The sequence below is a fragment of the Streptomyces barringtoniae genome (assembly GCF_020819595.1).
Classification (GTDB): domain Bacteria; phylum Actinomycetota; class Actinomycetes; order Streptomycetales; family Streptomycetaceae; genus Streptomyces; species Streptomyces barringtoniae.
On record NZ_JAJHNP010000014.1, the window covers coordinates 148156 to 167157 of the forward strand.

13 protein-coding genes and 6 pseudogenes are annotated in these 19002 nt (G+C 67.7%); 10 read left to right on the plus strand and 9 right to left on the minus strand.

The features are described 5' to 3' along the window. Window positions 1-356: 356 nt before the first annotated feature. The 5 genes and pseudogenes from LMU33_RS25235 (at window position 357) to LMU33_RS25255 (ending at window position 5279) form a co-directional block, all read left to right on the plus strand. A complete protein-coding gene (locus tag LMU33_RS25235; protein ID WP_228622888.1) occupies window positions 357-575 on the plus strand; it encodes a ferredoxin in 219 nt (72 codons plus the stop codon). Beyond that, window positions 572-1975 (plus strand): NAD(P)/FAD-dependent oxidoreductase, encoded by a 1404-nt coding sequence (locus LMU33_RS25240; protein WP_228622889.1) that lies wholly within the window; start codon window positions 572-574, stop codon window positions 1973-1975. The genes LMU33_RS25235 and LMU33_RS25240 overlap by 4 nt, the downstream gene beginning before the upstream one ends. Window positions 1976-2035: 60 nt before the next feature. Next, window positions 2036-3292, plus strand: a complete 1257-nt coding sequence (locus tag LMU33_RS25245) for a cytochrome P450 (RefSeq protein ID WP_228622890.1) — start codon at window positions 2036-2038, stop codon at window positions 3290-3292. Window positions 3293-3316: 24 nt separating this feature from the next. Continuing rightward, a pseudogene (locus LMU33_RS25250) lies at window positions 3317-4354 on the plus strand (NAD(P)-dependent alcohol dehydrogenase). A gap of 247 nt (window positions 4355-4601) precedes the next feature. Then, window positions 4602-5279: an HdeD family acid-resistance protein gene (locus tag LMU33_RS25255; RefSeq protein WP_228622955.1), complete on the plus strand. Its 678-nt coding sequence runs from the start codon at window positions 4602-4604 to the stop codon at window positions 5277-5279. Window positions 5280-5614: 335 nt separating this feature from the next. Here the strand turns inward: LMU33_RS25255 and mgtA are convergent, their stop codons facing one another. Further along, window positions 5615-8341, minus strand: coding sequence for a magnesium-translocating P-type ATPase (mgtA, locus tag LMU33_RS25260; protein WP_228622891.1), 2727 nt, complete (start codon window positions 8339-8341; stop codon window positions 5615-5617). Between the two features lie 215 nt (window positions 8342-8556). Beyond that, entirely contained in the window at window positions 8557-9804 is a 1248-nt protein-coding gene (locus tag LMU33_RS25265) for a diacylglycerol/lipid kinase family protein (RefSeq protein WP_228622892.1), read from the minus strand. A 592-nt stretch (window positions 9805-10396) separates the two neighbouring features. Between LMU33_RS25265 and LMU33_RS25270 the strand changes: the two genes are divergently transcribed. Next, on the plus strand, window positions 10397-11500 hold the full coding sequence (locus LMU33_RS25270) for an AI-2E family transporter (protein ID WP_228622893.1): 1104 nt from the start codon (window positions 10397-10399) through the stop codon (window positions 11498-11500). Window positions 11501-11666: 166 nt separating this feature from the next. Here the strand turns inward: LMU33_RS25270 and LMU33_RS25275 are convergent. Further along, window positions 11667-11843 (minus strand): annotated as a pseudogene (locus LMU33_RS25275) (integrase core domain-containing protein); the annotation flags it as partial. Window positions 11844-11851: 8 nt separating this feature from the next. After that, window positions 11852-12010, minus strand: a pseudogene (locus tag LMU33_RS25280) (IS5/IS1182 family transposase); the annotation flags it as partial. A gap of 139 nt (window positions 12011-12149) precedes the next feature. On the opposite strand from LMU33_RS25280, the pseudogene LMU33_RS25285 reads away from it, so the two are divergent. Beyond that, a pseudogene (locus tag LMU33_RS25285) lies at window positions 12150-12628 on the plus strand (GNAT family N-acetyltransferase). A 611-nt stretch (window positions 12629-13239) separates the two neighbouring features. After that, on the plus strand, window positions 13240-13584 hold the full coding sequence (locus tag LMU33_RS25290) for a MerR family transcriptional regulator (protein ID WP_228622894.1): 345 nt from the start codon (window positions 13240-13242) through the stop codon (window positions 13582-13584). A 499-nt stretch (window positions 13585-14083) separates the two neighbouring features. Here the strand turns inward: LMU33_RS25290 and LMU33_RS42065 are convergent, their stop codons facing one another. From LMU33_RS42065 to LMU33_RS25305, 3 genes are all read right to left on the minus strand, one after another. Beyond that, window positions 14084-14812 (minus strand): ATP-binding protein, encoded by a 729-nt coding sequence (locus tag LMU33_RS42065; RefSeq protein ID WP_372478050.1) that lies wholly within the window; start codon window positions 14810-14812, stop codon window positions 14084-14086. A 306-nt stretch (window positions 14813-15118) separates the two neighbouring features. Then, window positions 15119-15928, minus strand: coding sequence for an SUKH-3 domain-containing protein (locus LMU33_RS41730; RefSeq protein ID WP_228622895.1), 810 nt, complete (start codon window positions 15926-15928; stop codon window positions 15119-15121). Beyond that, the gene (locus tag LMU33_RS25305; RefSeq protein WP_228622896.1) at window positions 15915-16436 is read right to left on the minus strand and encodes a hypothetical protein; all 522 of its coding nucleotides are present in this window, start codon (window positions 16434-16436) and stop codon (window positions 15915-15917) included. The genes LMU33_RS41730 and LMU33_RS25305 overlap by 14 nt, the downstream gene beginning before the upstream one ends. A 134-nt stretch (window positions 16437-16570) precedes the next feature. Between LMU33_RS25305 and LMU33_RS25310 the strand changes: the two genes are divergently transcribed. Continuing rightward, window positions 16571-17059 (plus strand): hypothetical protein, encoded by a 489-nt coding sequence (locus LMU33_RS25310; RefSeq protein ID WP_228622897.1) that lies wholly within the window; start codon window positions 16571-16573, stop codon window positions 17057-17059. A gap of 375 nt (window positions 17060-17434) precedes the next feature. Here the strand turns inward: LMU33_RS25310 and LMU33_RS25315 are convergent, their stop codons facing one another. Next, on the minus strand, window positions 17435-17914 hold the full coding sequence (locus tag LMU33_RS25315; RefSeq protein ID WP_308280808.1) for an SMI1/KNR4 family protein: 480 nt from the start codon (window positions 17912-17914) through the stop codon (window positions 17435-17437). Window positions 17915-18049: 135 nt separating this feature from the next. After that, window positions 18050-18434 (minus strand): annotated as a pseudogene (locus LMU33_RS25320) (IS5 family transposase); the annotation flags it as partial. A gap of 162 nt (window positions 18435-18596) precedes the next feature. Between LMU33_RS25320 and LMU33_RS25325 the strand changes: the two are divergent. Then, a pseudogene (locus LMU33_RS25325) lies at window positions 18597-18955 on the plus strand (transposase); the annotation flags it as partial. Window positions 18956-19002: the final 47 nt, after the last annotated feature.

The window sequence follows — 19002 nt, forward strand, 5'->3', positions numbered from 1 at the left end:
CCGTCGTCTCGGCCCCAGAAGATCGTCCGCAAACAGACCGTTTGCGATCGTCGGAGGGCGGGACGAGTATTTTTTAGGGCGCGACGACCAGGGCCCACCTGATGCCGACGCTGTCGATGTACCGCCCCCTTCCAGCTGTGACGCTCACAGCCGACAAGCGTCACCGTGAACGCTGCGGCGCAGCGAACAGGACCGAAGCTGCTTAGTCGGTGGCCTCGGCCCAGGCGACGGGTGGGGCATCCAGCCCGGTCGCCTGACGGGAGGCCTGAGAACCGTCCCATAGTTCATGACCGAGGCTTCATGACCCAGTCGATGGTCGCCGTGGGGGCGGTAGGCAGAACGGAAGGAGTCTGCCCATGCGGATCGTCGTGGACCTGAATCGATGCCAGGGATACGCACAATGCGTGTATCTGGCGCACGAGGTCTTCAGGTTGAATGGTCAAGAGGCGCTCACATATGAGCCGAACCCCGATGACGCGCGGCGCCTGCAGGTCGAGCGAGCCGCCGCGGCGTGCCCCGTGCAGGCGATCGTCATCGACCGCTTGGACGGCGCGGAGCGGGGCGAGACGTCATGACCTTGAGGGCAACGGTCGCGGAGCTGGTGCGCGAGTTCCGGGCCAGCGGCCGGATCGTCATCGTGGGTGCCTCTCTGGCCGGGCTTCGGGCCGCGGAGACCCTGCGTGAGGAGGGCTTCACCGGTTCTTTGACCATCATCGGGGACGAGCCGTACGAGCCCTACGACCGTCCCCCGCTGTCCAAGCAGGTACTCAAGGGCTGGGTGCCGGCCGATCACACCAAGCTGCCCCGCATGCGAGAAGTGGACGCGGACTGGCGGCTCGGGGTGGCCGCCGCCGGGCTGGAACGGGTCACCAAGCAGGTACGCCTGGCCGATGGTGAGCAGGTCCCGTACGACCGGTTGCTGATCGCCACGGGCACCCGCGCACGCCAGTGGCCGAACCCGGTCGAGGCCGCCCTGGACGGGGTCCATACGATTCGCTCGCGTGATGATGCCGCGCAGCTGCAGAAGGCGTTGGCCGAGTCGCCGTCGCGGGTCCTGGTCATCGGTGCCGGATTCATCGGCTCGGAAGTGGCCTCTGTCTGCCGGGAGCTCGACGTCCCGGTGACCGTCGTCGAGCGGGGTTCGGCGCCGCTGGTCGGTGCGCTCGGTGGGGTGATCGGGGAGATCGCCGCGCAGATGCAGCGTGATCACGGTGTGGACCTGCGCTGCGGGCTGGACGTGTCGTCACTTGAGGGCGACGCCGCCGGACATGTCCGGCGTGCCGAGCTTTCGGACGGATCCACGGTCGACGCCGACGTGGTGGTGGCCTCGCTGGGGTCGATCCGAAACGTGGAATGGCTGGAGGGCTCCGGGCTGGCGGCCGGTTTCTGGGGCGTCGGGTGTGACGCCGGTGGCCGTGCCTTTGACATCAACGGGGTGGTCACCGACAGCATCTACGTGGCAGGGGATGTGGCGCGTGCGCCGCATGTGCTGTACGAGTACCAGTTTCTGGCGATGGAGCATTGGGACAACGCCGTTTTCGGCGCCGAGGTCGCGGCGCACAACATGGTGAACCTCGAGCCCCACTATCGCCCGCATCTGCTGCTGCCCGGCTTCTGGTCCGGTCAGTTCGGCATCAATATCAAGTCCGTCGGTGTGCCGCCGTTCGGTGAAGAGATCGTCTTCACGCAGGGGTCTGTTGCAGAGCGTCGTTTCGCAGCGGCTTACGGATACCGGGGTCGCATTGTCGCGGCCGTGACCTTCGATCACGGCAAGTGGCTGGAGTACTACGCAAAGCTGATCGAGCAGTCCGGTCCGTTCCCGCCTCCGCCGCCGGGCTGGGACCAGCCGTCCGACACGAAGCCGATGCCGGCCGAGTTCCCGGACCCGAGGGTCCCGACGGCGATCCCCGACGTCGTCCTGACGGGCCATGCCCCGAGCGAGCGCACGGCCGAGTTCCGGCCGCGGCGTCACTGACGCGGCCCGCCGGGTCAAGCGTGCAGGCGGACAGCACCGACAGGAAGAAGGAGGGGAGCCGTGGTCGAGGAAACCCCCTGGCAGCAGGCCCTCCGCTACGCCAACCGCGCCAACCCGTACCCCTTCTACGAGGAACTCCGCAAAACGCCGGTGGCGCGGCAGCCGGACGGCACCTATGTCGTCAGCACCTACCGGGAGATCGTCGCGCTGCTCCACGACCCCCGGGTCAGTTCGGACCCACGAAAGTGCCCCGCCCCGGCCACGGTCCAGGCAGAGGGCTCGGCGGAGCCGATCAGGGAAGTGCTGAGCGAGCCGAACATCATTACGTGCGATCCACCCGAGCACGATCGGGATCGACGGATGATGATGCCGCACTTCGTCGGCCCCCCTCCTTCACCTCACTTGATCTCCGACCTGGAGCCCGAGATCCGCCGCATCGTCGACGGACTCCTGGACGACATGAAGGGCAAGAATCGGGTCGATGCCGTCGATGACTTCGCTTACCCCCTGCCGGTGACGGTGATCTGCAAGGTCTTGGGCGTGCCGCTGGAGGACGAGCCACGCTTCCACCAGTGGATCGAGACCGCCCTGGACGCTTTGGACTTCGGCCCCGAGGCCACCTCCGAAGAGATCCGAAGCCGGCAAGCCGGGGGTCGACAGGCCGTGCGAGACTTCGGGCAGTTTGCAGTCGAGCTGCTCGACAGGTACGCCCGGCAGCCCGGCCCCGGCATGCTCTCAGCATTGGTGAACGAGGACGGCCCGGAGGGACGGATGTCCAAGGGCGTCCTCGCGAGCAACGCCCTGCTCCTGATCTTCGCGGGACACGAAACCACGGTCAATCTCATCGCCCACAGTGTCCTCACCCTGCTGCGCCACCCCGACGCGCTCGAGAAGCTGCGGCGCCGGCCCGAGCTGATCGTGCCCGGGGTGGAGGAACTGCTGCGCTTCGAGTCGTCGGTGCAGTTCTGGCACACTCGCTCCGCCGTGGAAGACATCGACATCGCCGGCACTACGATCCCGAAGGGGGCGCCGATCTTCCTGGCGTACGGCTCGGCGAACCGCGACCCGGAACGGTTCACCGACCCCGACGCACTCGACCTCGAGCGTCGCGACAACCAGCACCTCGGGTTCAGTCAGGGCATCCACTTCTGCTTCGGCGCTCCGCTTGCGCGGCTCGAGGTCCAGGTCGCGGTCGGTTCGTTCGTCCGCCGGGTGCAGAATCCCCGGCTGGTCGAGGACCCGCCGCCGTACCGGCACAACCAGATCTTCCGCGGCCCGCGCCACGTCCTGGTCGACATCGACGGCATCCGCGACTAGCCAGTGTCTGCGTGAAGGATCGCGATGCGGGCTTTTCAACTCGTCGGATGGCGGCAACCGCCCGAGCTGCGCGAGGTGCGGGTGCCCGCGCCCGCGCCGGGGCAGGTCCTGGTGAAGGGGGGGTGCCGGTGCATGCCATTCCGATCTGCACATCATGCAGGTACCCGCACCGCTACCCGGCTTCACACATCTGCCCTTCACGCTCGGCCATGAGAACGCGGGATGGGTGCAACGGCTGGGGCCCGGTGTTACCGGGTTCGCGCCGGGAGACCCTGTGATTGTCTACGGCTCCTGGGGCTGTGGGGTGTGCGCCAACTGTCGTCAGGGCCGGGAGAACTACTGCCAGAACCTCCGTGGTCAGGGCCCGGGCCTGGGAGGGGGCACGACGGCGGAATGGCCGAGTACCTGCTGGTCCCGGCGGCGCGACACCTCATTGCGCTGGGCACCCTTGACCCCGCCAGGCCGCCCCGCTCAGCGACGCAGGACTGACCAGCTATCACGCCGTCAAACGGTCGCTGCACCTGCTGGGACCGGGCTCGACCGCCGTCGTGATCGGGGCCGGCGGCCTGGGCCAGATGACCATCCAGATTCTGCGCGCGCTGAGCGCGGCGACCACCGTCGTCGCCGTGGACACCGACGCCGGCAAACTGGAAACCGCCAAGCGCATGGGTGCCCACGAGGACTGCTCTCGGGCGACGAGACGATCGCGCGCATCAAGGACATCACGGCGCAGCAGGGCGCTCAGCTCGTGCTGGACATGGTCGGCATAGACCCGACGCTGCGGATGGCTGCACAGGTGGCCAGGACGCTCGGCCACCTGACCATCGTCGGCCTCGGCGGCGGAGCCCTCCCCGTCAACTTCTCCAGCCCGCAGCACGAGTGCTTGGTCGCCTCGCCCTACTGGGCTCGCTCCCCGAACTCATGGAAGTGATCACCCTCGCCCAGCAGGAAAAGATCACGATGCTGGTCGAGCACTTCCCCCTGCAACGCGCCGGCGCGGCCTACCAGCTCCTGCACGACGGCAAGATCCAGGGACGCGCCGTCATCACCCCCGAGGCATGAGTCCGACGTGTCAACCCGAACGGGACAGCAGGACATGTGCTGTGGCCGCTGGCGCGGGGCGGCCCGGGGAACTCCCATCCTGAGCTCCCGCCGAGGGGCTGTCCGGATGAGTAGCCGGAGGAGCTTGTGCGTGGAATACCTCCTGCGCCACACCCCCGCCCTCTCCAGCGAGCAACATGAGGCTGATCGGGTGACGATGGGAATAGACGAATGTGACGACGCTCGCTCCGAGAAGGAGGCAGGTGCCATGACAGCTCCTTCACATTCCTCCGGCCCCGTTTCCCCACACGGCACCGAGCCGCAAGAGGGCCCCCTGACCGAAGGCATGGCAGCACTGGCGAACCTGGGCTGGCAGTTCCTGCTCACCATGGGCCTCGCCACCATCGCCCTGGGCGTCGTCGCGCTGGTCTGGCCCGGTGCGACGCTTCGCGTCGTCGGCGTGCTCTTCGGTGTCTACCTGCTTGCCACTGGTGTCTTCCAACTCGCCGCCGCCTTCGGCACCCACGTCCCCCGGCATCTTCGCGTACTGCACTTCATCACCGGCGCGGCCTCCATCCTGCTGGGACTGATCTGCTTCAAGGGCACCCTCGAGTCGATCTTTCTGCTCGCCCTGTGGATCGGCTTCAGCTGGCTCATGCGGGGCACCCTGGAGACGGTTGCCGCAGCCTCCGATCAGGCCATGCCGGGGCGCGGCTGGCACGTCGCCTTCGGCATCATCGGCACTATGGCCGGCATCGTGATGATCATCATGCCGTTCGCATCTATCGCGACACTCACACTGGTGGTGGGCGTCATGGCTATAGTTCTGGGCCTGACCGAGGTGGTCCGCGCCATCAGGACACGCGTCGAGCTCGGCCATCTCGCTCCCGGCACGGCCACCCAGCGGCGCCCTCTGTTCCACGCGCGTGCGCACCCCCAGCACTGATCGGCCGGCGGGGGGCGTTCTCGGGTATCGGCTCATCAGGGCCGTACTCACGTACCGCCCGAGTCAGGGGAGTGGAGAAGTCGTCCACGATGTGACCACCACCGCGGCGGCATCGGAGCTGCGCGGATCAGGGACCGAGCGCGCTGGGCATTCCTGCTCGGGCTGCTGAAGCACGAATAGCGTATGAGCGGCTCGAGTGACACGGGCAGGCTCGGCGAGCATGCGTCTGTTGGGTCTGCCTTGCGAGGGCGGATCACCGACTGCGTCGGCCGTAGAAGCCCGGCCGGCCGGAAAATGCCGAGTCGCACGGCGGACGGATGCGGGATTCCGGCGGATCAGGCAGATGGGGTCCGAGGAACGGGGGAGTGGGGAGACACGGTCGTGCCCGTCGGGTGCGGCCCCTTCACCGGCGGACGGCGGAGGGCTTGCCGGTGCGGCAGGCGGGTGACGGTGCTGAACCGTGCTGCGCGGCGGCGCAAATGCCGGTGGCCGGGAGCGGGTTCGGGGCGAGCGTGTGGCCCCGTGGTCCGGTAGAAGATCCGTTTGCCGAGCTCGACGAGGAGCAGGTAGACGACGACCATGGTAGCTACCGCGGCGAAGAAGGCAGTCGGTAGGGGCTGGAAGCCGAGGACGTGGGCCAGGGGAGTGGTCGGCAGGGCGGCGCCGAGCGCGACGACTCCCAGCGCGGTCAGTGTCAGAGGCAGGCTGGGGCGACTGCGCCAGAACGGTATGCGGCGGGTGCGGATGGCGAAGATCACCAGGGTCTGCGTGGCGAGGGACTCCACGAACCAGCCGGTGTGGAACTGGGCGGCGTCGGCGTGGAAGACGCCGAGCATCACGGCGAACGTGACGAAGTCGAACAGCGAACTGATCGGCCCGAAACAGATCATGAACCGCCGGATGAAGGCGATGTCCCAGTGCGCGGGGCGGCGTACCTGCTCCTCGTCGACCTCGTCGGTGGGGATGGCGAGCTGACTGGTGTCGTACAACAGGTTGTTGAGCAGGATCTGGGACGGCAGCATCGGCAGGAAGGGCAGGAACAGCGAGGCTCCGGCCGCACTGAACATGTTGCCGAAATTGCTGGACGTGCCCATCAGGACGTACTTGATCGTGTTGGCGAAGATGCGTCGCCCCTCGGCGACCCCGTCCGCCAAAACCCCGAGGTCCTTCTCCAGCAGGATCACGTCGGCCGCGTCCTTGGCCACGTCGGTGGCCGAATCCACCGAGATGCCCACGTCGGCGGCGTGCAGCGCGAGCGCGTCGTTGACGCCGTCGCCGAGGAAGGCGACGTCGCCACCGGTCTTCCGCTGGATCCGCACGATGCGAGCCTTGTGCTCGGGGCTGACCCGGGCGAATACGGTGGTGTCGCGTATGGCTTCGGTGAGCCGCTCATCGTCCATGGCGTCCAGGTCGGTCCCGGTCAGCACGGCGGCGTCGGTCAGCCCCAAGTCCTGGCAGACCTTGGCGGCGACCGTGGGGTTGTCCCCGGTGACGATCTTCGTCGTGATGCCGAGCGCGTCCAGCTGCCCCAGAGCCTCGGCCGCGTCGGGTTTGGGCGGGTCACGGAAGACCAGCAGGCCGGCCAGGCGGAGGCCCCGCTCGTCGGCGGCACTGAGTGCGGTGGCCGGGTGGGCGGGCCGGGTCGCCACCGCGACCACCCGGTTCCCGGCGGCGAACTCCGCGTCCAGCGCCCCGCGGACCGGCTCGGGGACCTCCGCGCAGCGTTCCAGTACCGTCTCCGGAGCGCCCTTCGTGATGAGCAGGGTGTCACCGGCGGGATCGGTGACGGTGACGGAGACCATCCGCCGCTCATGGTCGAAGGGCAGGACGCCGACCCGCTTCCAGCCGCTGAGCACCGGGCGCTGGGCGGCGGCGGCCGGTGAGTCCCACAGGGCGTCGTCGAGCGGGTTTCCGCCCACCGGCCGGCCTTGGCCGTCCACGTCCGATTCGGTGCACAGCAGTCCCCGGTGCAGCACGTCCTCTGCCGAGGTGCCGGGGACGGGTACGGCCCGCATGAAGTCGATGCGGCCCTGGGTGAGGGTTCCCGTCTTGTCGGTGAACAGCACATCGACGTCGCCGAGATCCTCGATGCACACCAGCCGTTTGACCAGTACCTTGCGCCGGCTCATCCGCCGGGAGCCGGCGGCGAGGCTGGTGGAGACGACCGCGGGCAGCAGTTGCGGGGTGATGCCGACCGCGATGGCAAGAGAGAACAGCAGTGCATCGATGAGCGGCTTGTGCAGTGCGACGTTGATGATGAAGATCGATGTGGTCAGTGCCCCGGCGACGTAGACCAGGAGCATGGAGAAGCGGCGCAGACCCACCTGGAACTCGGTCTCCAGCTGGTGTCCGCTCAGGCCGGCGGCGATCTTCCCGAACTCGGCTTCGGCACCGGTGGCGACCACGACACCGCGGCCGCTTCCAGCGTGCACCACCGTGCCCATCAGGGCGCAGCCGGACAGGTCCGCCAGCGCCGTGCCGGCCGGCACGGCCGCGGTGTCCTTCGCGACCGGCAACGACTCGCCGGTCAGCACCGACTCGCTGCACTCGAGCCCGGCTGCCTGAAGCAGCCGTAGGTCCGCGGGCACGATGTCGCCGAGCCGCAGCTCGACCACATCACCCGGCACCAGGGTGGTGACCTCCACCTCCTGTGGTCGCCCGTCGCGCAGTACGACCGCGCGGTGCCGGATCTTCGCGTGCAGCGACTGGGCGGTCTTCTCCGCCCGGAACTCGTTGACGAAGCCCAGGCCGACGGAGAGCGCGACGATCACCGCGATGATCATGGCGTCGCTGCGCTCCCCGACGAAGTACGACACGACGGCCGCGGCCAGCAGCAGGCCGAGCAGTGGGGACCGCAGCTGATGCCACAGCACCAGCCACGCCCGAGCTCGGTGGGAGTGGACGGCGTTCGGGCCCCAGCGCTTCAGCCGTCTTGCCGCCTCCTCCGACGACAGGCCGCCTTCCGGCACCTGGAGATCACGGAGCACCTGCGCGGTGGGCAGGGCGGCCGCCGAGACGGCACGCCCCCCGGCCACCAGCCTCGCTCCGACAGTGGTCACCATCAGCGCCCACCGCCCGGGCGTGTGCCCTCGCGCACAGGGAAACACGCATGGCTGAATGAACGTTCGACAGTGCTGAGCGGACGGGAGAACGGGCCCGCGCCCGGATCATCTGGCAGTAGCCTCACCATCCCACCCTCCGCCCTTCACCGGTCACCCCCCATGGGCCGTCGGGCCCTGTCTCCGGGACCTGCTGCCCACCATGCAGCGTGCTCCGGTCAGTCGGTGTGACGGCCATGAGACCGCCCGACGAGTGAGGCCGCCCGCTGGACGACGGCCCATCCCGGCGGCCGCCGTCCGGTGGGCGCGACGCCCGGCCGATGGCGGGGAACCCATACTCGAAGCGTTCGGGGACTGATCCGGCACCGTACGGGAGTGCGCAGGGTGACGGCTTCGCCGTCCAGCCCGGCGGCGACGACCGGGGGGTCGGCGTGGATGACGACGTCGTCGGGTGTCGCCAGACGGGTCAGCCCGTGCATCTGCCCGCTTCGCAGCCTGGCGGCTGTTTCGGCGGGTGTCTCCGCCCTGGCGGCCAGTACTCCCAGGAGTCCGGAGTCGAGCTGCGCACGCCTGTCGAGCCCGGCTGGGTCGTCGATCTGGTAGGGGTTGTTGCTCACCAGAACGGCGTCCGGCCGGTCCACGGTGAGCAGCCCTGTGCGTACCACCAGCTCCGGACCCTGGTGGCGGGCCAGGAATTCCGGGAGGATCCGTACCATCGTGCCGATCTTGTCCTCCCGGTAGGCGGGGTCCTGCACCAGGGCGGCGTACGCTCCGAACGACACATTGTTGACGAATGCCCGCTCGCCTGCGTACCCGAGATCCACGCGCAGCTCGACGCCGTCCCTGAGGGCCTCCAGCGCGGCCGAAGGGTCCTCACGGTTCAGGCCGAGATCCATCGCGAAGTGGTTGCGGGTGCCCGCCGGAATGACCATGAACGGCAGGCCGCTTTCCGCGGCCACCTCGGCGACGAGTGCCTGCGTGCCGTCTCCACCGGCCACCCCGAGCAGATCCGCACCGTCGTCCACGGCGCGTCGCGCGACAGTCGCCAGGTCCTGGGGCCGGGAATGATCGATCAGGAAAACCTGAGCTCCGTACGCACGGGCGCGTTCCGCGATCCGGAACCGGCTCGCCTTCCCTCCCCCTGAATGCGGGTTCACGATCAGATAGGGCCGTCGCGCGCCGGTCGCCGGTCGCGACGCGTTCTCAGTCACGGCATGTACCGGCAAGCCGCATGCATCGGCCCGGCGCACATCACAGGCGACAGCAGGGCTGCCGCGAACACACCCGCAGCTGGCGGCGCCGTCCCCCACCGGGCCGACGCTCCGGCGATCCCACGTGTGGCCACCGTCACCATGACACTTCCTTCGACAGTCGCGGCCTACGGCACCAGCTTGCAGCGGGGCCTGAGCATCCGCACTTGGGACGTAGGTGGTCGACCCGCCACCGTCGTTGATCCACCGTGCCATGGACGGGTCCCCGCAACGCGTCCACCGCCGCCGCCGGACCCCCGCCTCTCCCGTCCTGCGTGCCCGGGGGTCGGACGGCCCACGGATCAGGATGTGGATGAGCCACGGAAGCACGCTCACACAGAGGGTTCGCTACCGCTCCCACTGCACGGCATCAGCCACCAGGCCAGCGCCTGGGGTGATGAGCGGCAAGCCCTTGAAGTGCTCCGCGGCCTGCTCGGTCGAGATGTTCAGGTGCCGACCGACATGGGCACGATCTCCTACCGTGGTGCCCACTTCAGCCGCGGCGTACAGATGAGAGCTCGGGGCCTTCTCCAGCGCCGACCGATCGAGGCGGCCAATGCGCAAGGCGTGACCGGCCTCCCAGCGGTTGGTGTCAGCCGCCGTAGCCGGACACGGCCGCCTCGGTGGCGCTCCACGGGGGATGGGCGAGGCATCCGCTGGTTGTGTCCACCTACTCCCATGTCGGCCGGCGGCGACTTGGCGCAGCCCGTGTCAGAGGCCGGCACGTGTGACAACGCAGGGAGATCACGTCCCTCCGAGCGATGAGGGCTCCTCGTTTCCCGAGACTGCGGCTGGGCACCCAGTGCCCATGGCGACGCGTCCAGTTCCGGTGCGAACCATCCTCGCCACCATCGGTCTGGTACTCGCCACCTACGTCGTACTCGAGTTGGTGGTGCAGGCTCGCCGGGTCTTGATCTGGGCGGTCATCGCGTTGTTCTTGGCCGTCTCCCTTCATCCCGTGGTCGAGGCGCTGCAACGACGGGTGCCGCGGTGCCGACGGTCGGTTGCCACCTTGCTGGTCTTTCTGGCCGCGGCCGCGGCCGTTGGCGCGGTGGTCGCCCTGTTCGTCATCCCCCTGGCTCAGGAAGGAAGCCGGTTCGCCGGTCGTCTGCCCGTGATGATCAGGGACGCCCGGGCCGGCCGCGGGCCAGTCGGTAACCTGCTGGAGCGGACCCATGCTCTGCGGTATGTACAGCGGCATCAGGCGCAGATTCGCGCGTTCACCACCGGGCTGAGCAGGCCTGCCTTGAGGTTCATCCGCAGTGCTACGACCACCGTGACAGGCGCTCTCACCATTTTTGTCCTGGCCTATCTGATGGTGTTGGAGGGCCCCAAGACGATAGATCGGTCCCTGGCGCTCGTGGACGAGGCGCCCGCGGCCCGCATACGCCGCGTCGGGGCCGCATGCGCCCGTACTGTCAACGGCTACCTGACCGGAAACTTGCTGATCAGCGTCATCTGCGGGCTCCTGACCTACGTGGTGCTGCTGGTTTCCGGAGTGCCGTTCGCCGGCCTGCTGGCCCTCTTCGTCGCCGTGACCGACCTCATTCCCTTGGTGGGGGCCACCATAGGGGCTGTCGTCGCCTCCTCAGTAGCGTTCGTTCATTCCTTGCCGGCCGGTATCGGAGCCATCGTCTTCTTCATCGTCTATCAGCAGGCCGAAAACCACCTCTTGCAACCGGTCATCCTGTCTCGAACGGTCAAACTCAACCCCCTCACCGTGCTGCTGGCCATCCTGATCGCTGCCGAAGTCGCCGGGATACTCGGTGCCCTGCTGGCGATTCCCGTCACCGGCATCATCCAAGTCGTCCTCGGTGACATCTGGGCTCACCGCGGCGGTCGGCGGCTGGGGCTGCCGATGCGGCCAGACAACAGCCCCGCGAACGCCGACCGGTCCGACGCCGCCGAATGACCGCAGTACGGAATCCGGCCGCCATAAGGCAGCGCTTAGTTGTCCCAGGTCAGGTCAGGCCGGGCGCTGCTACGTGACCTCCAACCAGGTACCGAAGCAACGTGAGTGGATGTTCCACGGCGTCATCGACTGCCGTACCACCTCACAGCTAAAGAACAAGCTTTCACTAGCTGTAATGACCCGCAGGGTTCTTGACGCGGCTGATGGGTGGTTGGCCGTCGAGTGCGGTATGGCACCGGTGGTAGTTGTAGGTGTGGAGGAAGTCCGTCAGGGCTTCGGTGCATTCGGCATGGCTGGAGTACGGGCGCACGTACGCCCATTCGTCGAGCAGGGTGCGATTTACACCGTGTCCTATGTGGTGAGTTTGAGGAGTCGTTTGTAGCAGCTGAGGGCTGCGGCGAGGCCGAGAAAGGCGAGGTAGTTGCGGGGATGGCGTTCGTAGCGAGGGCTGGGCCTGCGGTAGCCGCTGAGCCAGGAGATGGTGCGTTCGATGACCCAGTGGTGTCGCCCACGCTGGTCGCGGGCGGCAGCCTGCGGGGTAGATCGTCCGGCAGCGGTCGACTCCTAGGTTCGTTGGCACGAGCAAGGCGGGGAGGACCCCGGCTAGCACACGCACCGACGAAAACGACACCACCACTTGAGGAGGCGCATGCCCATGGGGCCGGTCATCAGCGGAAGGCAGACGTGCCTTGTCCCCACGTCCGAGGCCGACCTGGACCTGCTCGCGCGCTGGTTCGCCGACCCCGAATTCGTGGAGCACTGGGGCGGGCTGCCGATGCCGCGTGAGGAAGTCGCCGCCAAGTGCGTGGGCCGGCGCCGCCCGCAGGTAGATCCTTCCTGATACACGCTCAGGGTATAGCCGTCGGCTACGCGCAGCATTGGCATGCCGGCGCTGATGAGGGCGGAATCGACATGGTCCTGGCCACCGAGGCACGAGGCCGCGGACTGGGACCGGATGCGGCCCGCACACTGATCACCTATCTGTGCAAAACGCTCGGGTGGCGGCGGGTGACGGTCGACCCCTCGGCGACGAACGTTCGGGCCGTGCACGCGTGGGAGAAGGCCGGCTTCCAGCGCATGGCAGGTGAGGGAGAGATCCTGGCGATGGAGTACCGGCCCGCGCCATGACTGATAGTCGAATGCGCCGCCCTCAACCGGTCCGCTCCACTGCACCGAGCCCACCCGAAGCGCAACACTCGGCGCCGGCGGCCGCTTCGGTGCGCACCGCCCACCGAGTGGATGCGCACCTACCAAGACAGCCGAGCCTGAATACACAACCTGCCGTGAAGCACCCTTCCAGGTGTAACGGAGGAAATCTGTCATGGCTGAGGTAGACATTGGCCATCCACAGGGCTATGGTTTCTACCGTACCCAGGAAGTCGAAGTGGGCACGGCAGACAGGAACTGCCGTGCATGCAGGGCAAGCAGGACGCGACCCGAAGGGGTCGCGAGCAGTACCCGCGTTATCCAGCAGTACAACCGAGTAACCGAAGGTAAGGAGCAGAACGCCATCAGGATCGCCCGGGCGAGGAAGCAGTCCGCCCGGGTACCGCAAGGCCCCGGATTGGAAGGTGGTCCCCGGTCACGCATACGCGATCCCCGCAGCCCCGCCCTCCCAGGCGGAACCTGCGGACAAAGAAGGCCGGCGCAGTCGGCCGGTAGATGGTGTTGAAAGCTCGGGGCCCGGGTGCCAGTACGGCATCCGGGCCCCCCGACGCATCCCCCGGAAGAAGAGGTCTATGCCCCCTCGCAGTACCCGGCCCGCCGACATCCTCGACGACGACGACTACCCCGCCTACACCATGGGCCGGGCCGCCGAGATGCTCGGCACCACCCCCGCCTTCCTCCGCACCCTCGGCGAACACCGCCTGATCACTCCCTTGCGCTCCGAAGGCGGCCACCGCCGCTACTCCCGCTACCAGCTGCGCATCGCCGCCCGTGCCCGCGAACTCGTCGACCAGGGCACCGCCATAGAGGCCGCCTGCCGCATCGTCATCCTCGAAGACCAGCTCGAAGAAGCTCAGCGCATCAACGAGCAACTGCGCGCCCAGGGCGGCCAGCCGCAGTCGAAGCCCTCAGCCTGACAAGGACGCCGGGTACGGGCCCCACACCGACCGACCAGCGGACCAGGCACCCCTGACAGTTCCGCGCCGCCGCCTCGCGCTGGGTCGCAACGAGTACGCGCACAGCACTGCACAAGGCCCCCGACACACCTGCCGGGGGCCTTGGCCGTTCAAGTGCGGCCGCCTGATTGCATCCCCCTCGGCAGCGTCGACGACGAGGTGACCGACGCGGTCGCTGAGCAGACCGGCGCAGGCCCGGACCGCGGGGTGCACGCTGTGGCCCCCGGTGGAACCGAAGACCGGAGGATGGACCTTCCTCACCCATCACGCCCGCGTCCTGCTGGTCATCGCACGCGCTCCTGACCTGCACCTGCACGACATCGCCGCGGCCTGCGACATTACCGAACGCACCGCCCAGAGCATCGTCACCGACCTCGAACAGGCCAATCTCCAGCAGCGCCTGGCGCAAAGCGTGCGGATGCCCTCATACTCTGCGTCCCGCCGCCCGGCGGCATCCAGGTCACCCGTCGGCATCCATCCCACGGCTACCGCATCCGGCTCCCGGCGAATCCGCAGCCCCGTCCGATCGCCCATGCCTGCCGACGCGATGTCGAACCCGGCATGGGCAGCGTCTGGCACACGTCATCGAACAGGCCTTGCAGGGCAGCCTCGTCAGCCACCGGCCACACCTACACAGCCCGTCATCGGCCTTCCGGGCTCTGGCCACGAGGCTCGTGCGGTGACACCGGCCTTCGTCGTGCGGACATGACCGCGGAGCCCGGCCAATCCCGGCAGGCTCCGCGGGTGAAGGATGCAGCCCACGGCTCGTGAGCCGAACCGTGCTCCACTCGCCTTGAGTACCGCCGACCGCAGATGCCAAACGCCCGAGGGGCGCCTGGTCATCACTCGCGGCCGACCGCATCTCCGAGGGGTCATCGGCAAGATCGATGGTCGCTGTGATGCGCTTGCCGACCGGCTCACGGTGCACCTCGAAGCTCCGGCAGACCGCCGTCACGATCTCCAGGCCGTGCTGCCCCACCCGTTCCGGGTCGGAGTCCTGGATCGCCGGCAGCCGGGGTTCGGTGTCCCACACGGTCACCTCCGCGGCGCCGTCCCGGGCCTCCAGGGTGAGCAGCGACGGGCCCGGCGCATACTTGCGGGTGTTCGTCACCAGTTCGCTCACAACCAGCTTCACCATGTCCACGGATCTTTGGGGTACCGGCACCCCGTGTTCGGCCTGCAGGTCCATCAGGAAGGACCAGGCGCGATCACGGGCCTCAGCGATCGCCTCTCTGCCCTCGAACGCGGCAGACAGCGCTATCGGACCGTCGGCCGGCGACCGCCGGCCCTCTCCGCCCTCGAGGTCGAATTGACGAGGACAGCCCCGGCGCGGGCGTCTGCGGCGGTGTAGCTTCGGCCGCTTCGTCAGCAGGAGGTCCTGCTGAGACTGCGGATTCCGCGTCGCGTTAGCAATGTGCCGATCGGCTGATCTTCAGCAATCGCGTGGCCCGCCGGGAAACATCGTCGGAGTGGAGCCCGGTCCGGCTGGGGCTGTTCAGTCGGCAGTCTCGATCCGCTCCGGGGCGATGCCCAGGATGAGCTTCTCCAGCGCGTCCTGGGCAGAGCCGAACGTAGCCAGCCAGGTCTCGACCAGGTAGATCTCGCTGTTCTCGTCGATGCCGAGGAAGAATCTGCCCTCATCGAGTTCGCCGAGGGGGAAGATGGCGCGCCCGATGGCGTGACTCCAGTCGGCGAAGCGGTCTTCCTCGCCGATCAGGTTGTCCGGGTCGAAGTTGAAGGGGGTCTTGGCGCAGGTGATCCCGGGGCCGCTGATCTGGACGTCCAGGCCACCGAACTCCGCCAAGAAGGCTTCAGCGGCATCGTGCATGCGGACCAGGCCGGTCTTCTCGAGCGTCTTGCGCCAGTGGTCCGTCGAGACGTGCCGTCCCGGCCGCCAGCCTGCAGAGCGCAGTGTCTCCTCGATCACGCCAGTTCCCCGTAGATACGTCGCCGCTGCATCGACCCATGCCTTGTCCACCGGCACGTCTTCTGGCCAGCCGGGCCGCCAGTCCGCCTGCCAGTGGGCGAAGTCGTCACGCAGGAACTGCGGGTCAACTGGCTTGAGTCGCACTTGCTGTCGCTCATCGGCCCACCAGACCTCGAATTCGGCCTCGGTTCCGTTGCTTGGCCAGCGTTCTGCGACCGTCGGCAGAAGCAGAACATCGACGAACCCTCCGACCGGAAGACCGATGTCGACGAAGATCCCGATCGCACCCGGCCTCGGGACTGCCGTCACCGTCCCTTGGAACCTTTGCCCGAACCGCAGGCCGCGACGGATTCGAATCCACTCTTCAGCGCTGACCACCCGGACATCCTGGCATCCCGCTGTTGCGGGTGGCGGCCGGACAGTCGTGGTGGTGGGGCTGGGGGCCAGCGACGTTGAGGATGGGCTCTCCCCCTTCCGGGATTTCGAAGACGAAGACGACGCCGGAGGGGGCGGCCTGGATGGCGCACTGGTTGTCGAAGGTCAGGGGCGCGTATGGCTGCCAGGCGCAACCGACGCGGCCGAGAGCTTCGATCACTTCGGCGTACTTGGGGTGGCCGGTGAACGACCGCTTCTCGACCAGTCCCGCAGGGAGTTCAACGGTGTCTCGCCAGGTCTGGAGGCAGATCAAGATGATCTTCTGGCAGCGGCAGACGCTCAGCTCAAGGTCGCCGTAGGCGAACAGACGCGGCCATGACCGACGCTTCCCCACGACCACTTCAAAGGGCTCGCCGAGCGCTTCGGCAACCGCGCCCCAGGCGGCGCCGTTCGCGACCGGACCCAGCTGCCCCGACCGGGCAAGTTCCGTCAGGACGTCGAGTAGCTCCATGTGGCGGAAGCCTGCCATCTGCGGCGATGGACGGTCGAGAGGCTTGGGGCTGCCTCGGCCGCTGCGGGCGCCGCAGCCCTCAGCGGACATGGAAACCGGTGGGTCAGGGTGTACTGGGGAGGCAGGATTGGGCGGTGGCTGAACTGCTGTGGGACGACGTTAGATGGTTCTTCGACCCCGAGATGATGGGGTCGCTGCCGGACGTGTGGGTGCCCAACGCCTCGGAGAGGGACTGGCAGGCGGTTCTCGACCTCGTGGTGGAGCGGGGCTGGGCCTTTCAGTACCGCGAGGGCTCGGCAGCGCTGCCGCTGCCTCCGGCAAGGGCCGTGCTGTCGCGCCCGGCCGACGCCGAGCAGCCTCATCTGGAGGTTCGGCCGGTGCAAGACATGTTGGCGATCTTTCGGTTCTATGCAGCAGAGGAGATCGATTTCGATGTCGACCTGCGGGAGATTCAGGGGCAGGAGCCACTCGATGCCCTGAGCGGATTCCTCGCCGCGATCGGTCGCCGGCTGGGTAAGCCGGTGCTGATGGGTGCCGAGGGTGGTGATGGGAGTCGTCCCGTCCTCGGGTTCGACGTCGAGGCGGACCGCGTCGTGATGCTGGTCGAGCCGCCGGTCAGGTGACGGAGGATTGCACTGCGTCCAAGAGGCTGAGCAGGCGCTCTGCTTCGTGGATGAGAGCGGTGCCCAACACCTACGACGACTACGGCCGCGAACTTACCGAAACGGACGCCGACAACCGCACCACCACCACGACCTACAACCCCACCACGGGCACCGCACCGACCTCCATCAAGGTCACCCAGCCCAAGGTCACTGGCCAGACCACGGCCTTCAGCACCACCACCCTCGACTCGGCCCGCGGTCTGGACCTGAAGACCACCGACGCCGCCGGCTACTCCACCGCCAGCACCTACGACCCGCTGGGCCGGCTAACCGCCGTATGGAACCCGGGCTTTGCAACGAGCAACAATCCGAACACCAAGTACAGGTACAACCTCAACCCTGCCGGGCCGTCGACGGTTGGTATCCCGGCTCGCCGACGGCGACGAACCGTGCCAGGGACCGCTCCAGCAGTTCGAGGAACTGCCGCACGTCATCAGCTACCTTGTCGAGCTCGGGTTCGTCCAGCGACGCCGTCCGCGTCCGGTAGATCACCCCACCAGGGCCGGCTATATAGGAGAGGCCGCCGCCGTTCGAGCCGATGACCAGGCCACTGGCTTTGTGGTCGGCGCCGATGTCGACAGCGCCGTACTCCTTGAGTGCCAGAAGGACATCACCTACTGGGTCGACGAAGTAGCCTTTGCCGACGTCCGCCCAGGTGATGTCTCCGATGCTGTCGTAGAAGGTGACCAGGTCAGCAGGTACGAGGCTCGCTTGGGCAAGCGCGCGAGCCGCAGCCTGATCGTTGTGGTCGGCCGGCCGGACCTCATTGGTGCCCGGGGGAAAGCCATGGCGATGCTCGAACTCGTCTGTCATTGCTTTCAGGGCCGGGGAGACCCGGCTGATCCACGAGGCCAGCCAGGCGGGTGAAAGGGAAGGGTCACTCATGAGGCCGGATCATGGCATGAGCCTCGAGCGTATAAGAGGTGGCCTGCAGCTTCGCTGTTCACGTCAGCACAAGGCCCTGAGCTGTCGATGGGTGATTAGGCAGCAGGCGAGCTTGAGGAACGCTTCGTGCATGTCGGCCCCCTGCGTTCCGACCGGATGCGCAGGCGTCGGAAGCCATGCAACCAGGCAAACGTTCTCTCGACCACCCAGCGGTGGGTGCCCAGGCCAGTGCCGTGCCGTGTTCCACGCCGAGTGATCGCCGGGACGATGCCACGAGCCCGGACCTGATCACGGTAAACGTCATGGTCATACCGCGGTCCGTGAACAGTGGGTCGGGCTTGCGGCGCGGCCGTCCGACGCGACCACGAACGGGCGGAACCGCGTCGAGCAGAGGCAGGAGTTGGGTGACGTCGTTGCGGTTGCCGCCGGTCAGCAGGATCGCGAGTGGATGTTTGCCCCAAACGCGCGTCTTCGAGTCCGTCGAGCCGACGACTTGGCCGCCCATTTACTTCGCTTCTTGCCCATGAAGTCCGTCTGGTTTGAAGATCAGGCAGAAACGCCCAACAGAGCGGAACAGCACCGTCCGCCGCATCCATGATCACGCTACGGCGTGAGCCAGCGGAAACCCACCCCAGCGACCTGTCCGACGCCCGATGGGCCTTGATCGAGCCGACGTTGACGGCCTGGAGAAAGGCCCGGCTCGACCGCAGGCCCACCGGGCAGTCGGCCAAAGTCGACCTGCGCGACGTGTTCAACGCACTCCTCTACGTCAACCGCACCGGAATCCCCTGGAAATACCTCCCGCATGAGTTCCCCAGCCACGGCACCGTCTACGCCTGCTACGCCGCCTGGCGCGACGAGGGAATCCTCACCCAGCTCAACTACGACCTGACCCGTCTGGCCCGCGTAAAGGAAGGACGCAAGCCCGAACCGGCCGCTTCCGTGATCGACACCCAGAGCGTGAAGACCTTGTACGCGGCGTCGAATGCCTCCCGGCCCGTCGCGTCCGGGATCAG

Coding starts and splice junctions, on each gene's coding strand:
- mgtA (WP_228622891.1), bottom strand. CDS start 8,341: ATGGTGACCACTGTCGGAGCGAGGCTGGTGGCCGGGGGGCGTGCCGTC.
- LMU33_RS25305 (WP_228622896.1), bottom strand. CDS start 16,436: ATGGAGCTACTCGACGTCCTGACGGAACTTGCCCGGTCGGGGCAGCTG.
- LMU33_RS25255 (WP_228622955.1), top strand. CDS start 4,602: ATGACAGCTCCTTCACATTCCTCCGGCCCCGTTTCCCCACACGGCACC.
- LMU33_RS25265 (WP_228622892.1), bottom strand. CDS start 9,804: ATGGCACGGTGGATCAACGACGGTGGCGGGTCGACCACCTACGTCCCA.
- LMU33_RS42065 (WP_372478050.1), bottom strand. CDS start 14,812: ATGGACCTGCAGGCCGAACACGGGGTGCCGGTACCCCAAAGATCCGTG.
- LMU33_RS25290 (WP_228622894.1), top strand. CDS start 13,240: ATGCCCCCTCGCAGTACCCGGCCCGCCGACATCCTCGACGACGACGAC.
- LMU33_RS25270 (WP_228622893.1), top strand. CDS start 10,397: ATGGCGACGCGTCCAGTTCCGGTGCGAACCATCCTCGCCACCATCGGT.
- LMU33_RS25235 (WP_228622888.1), top strand. CDS start 357: ATGCGGATCGTCGTGGACCTGAATCGATGCCAGGGATACGCACAATGC.
- LMU33_RS25240 (WP_228622889.1), top strand. CDS start 572: ATGACCTTGAGGGCAACGGTCGCGGAGCTGGTGCGCGAGTTCCGGGCC.
- LMU33_RS25315 (WP_308280808.1), bottom strand. CDS start 17,914: ATGACAGACGAGTTCGAGCATCGCCATGGCTTTCCCCCGGGCACCAAT.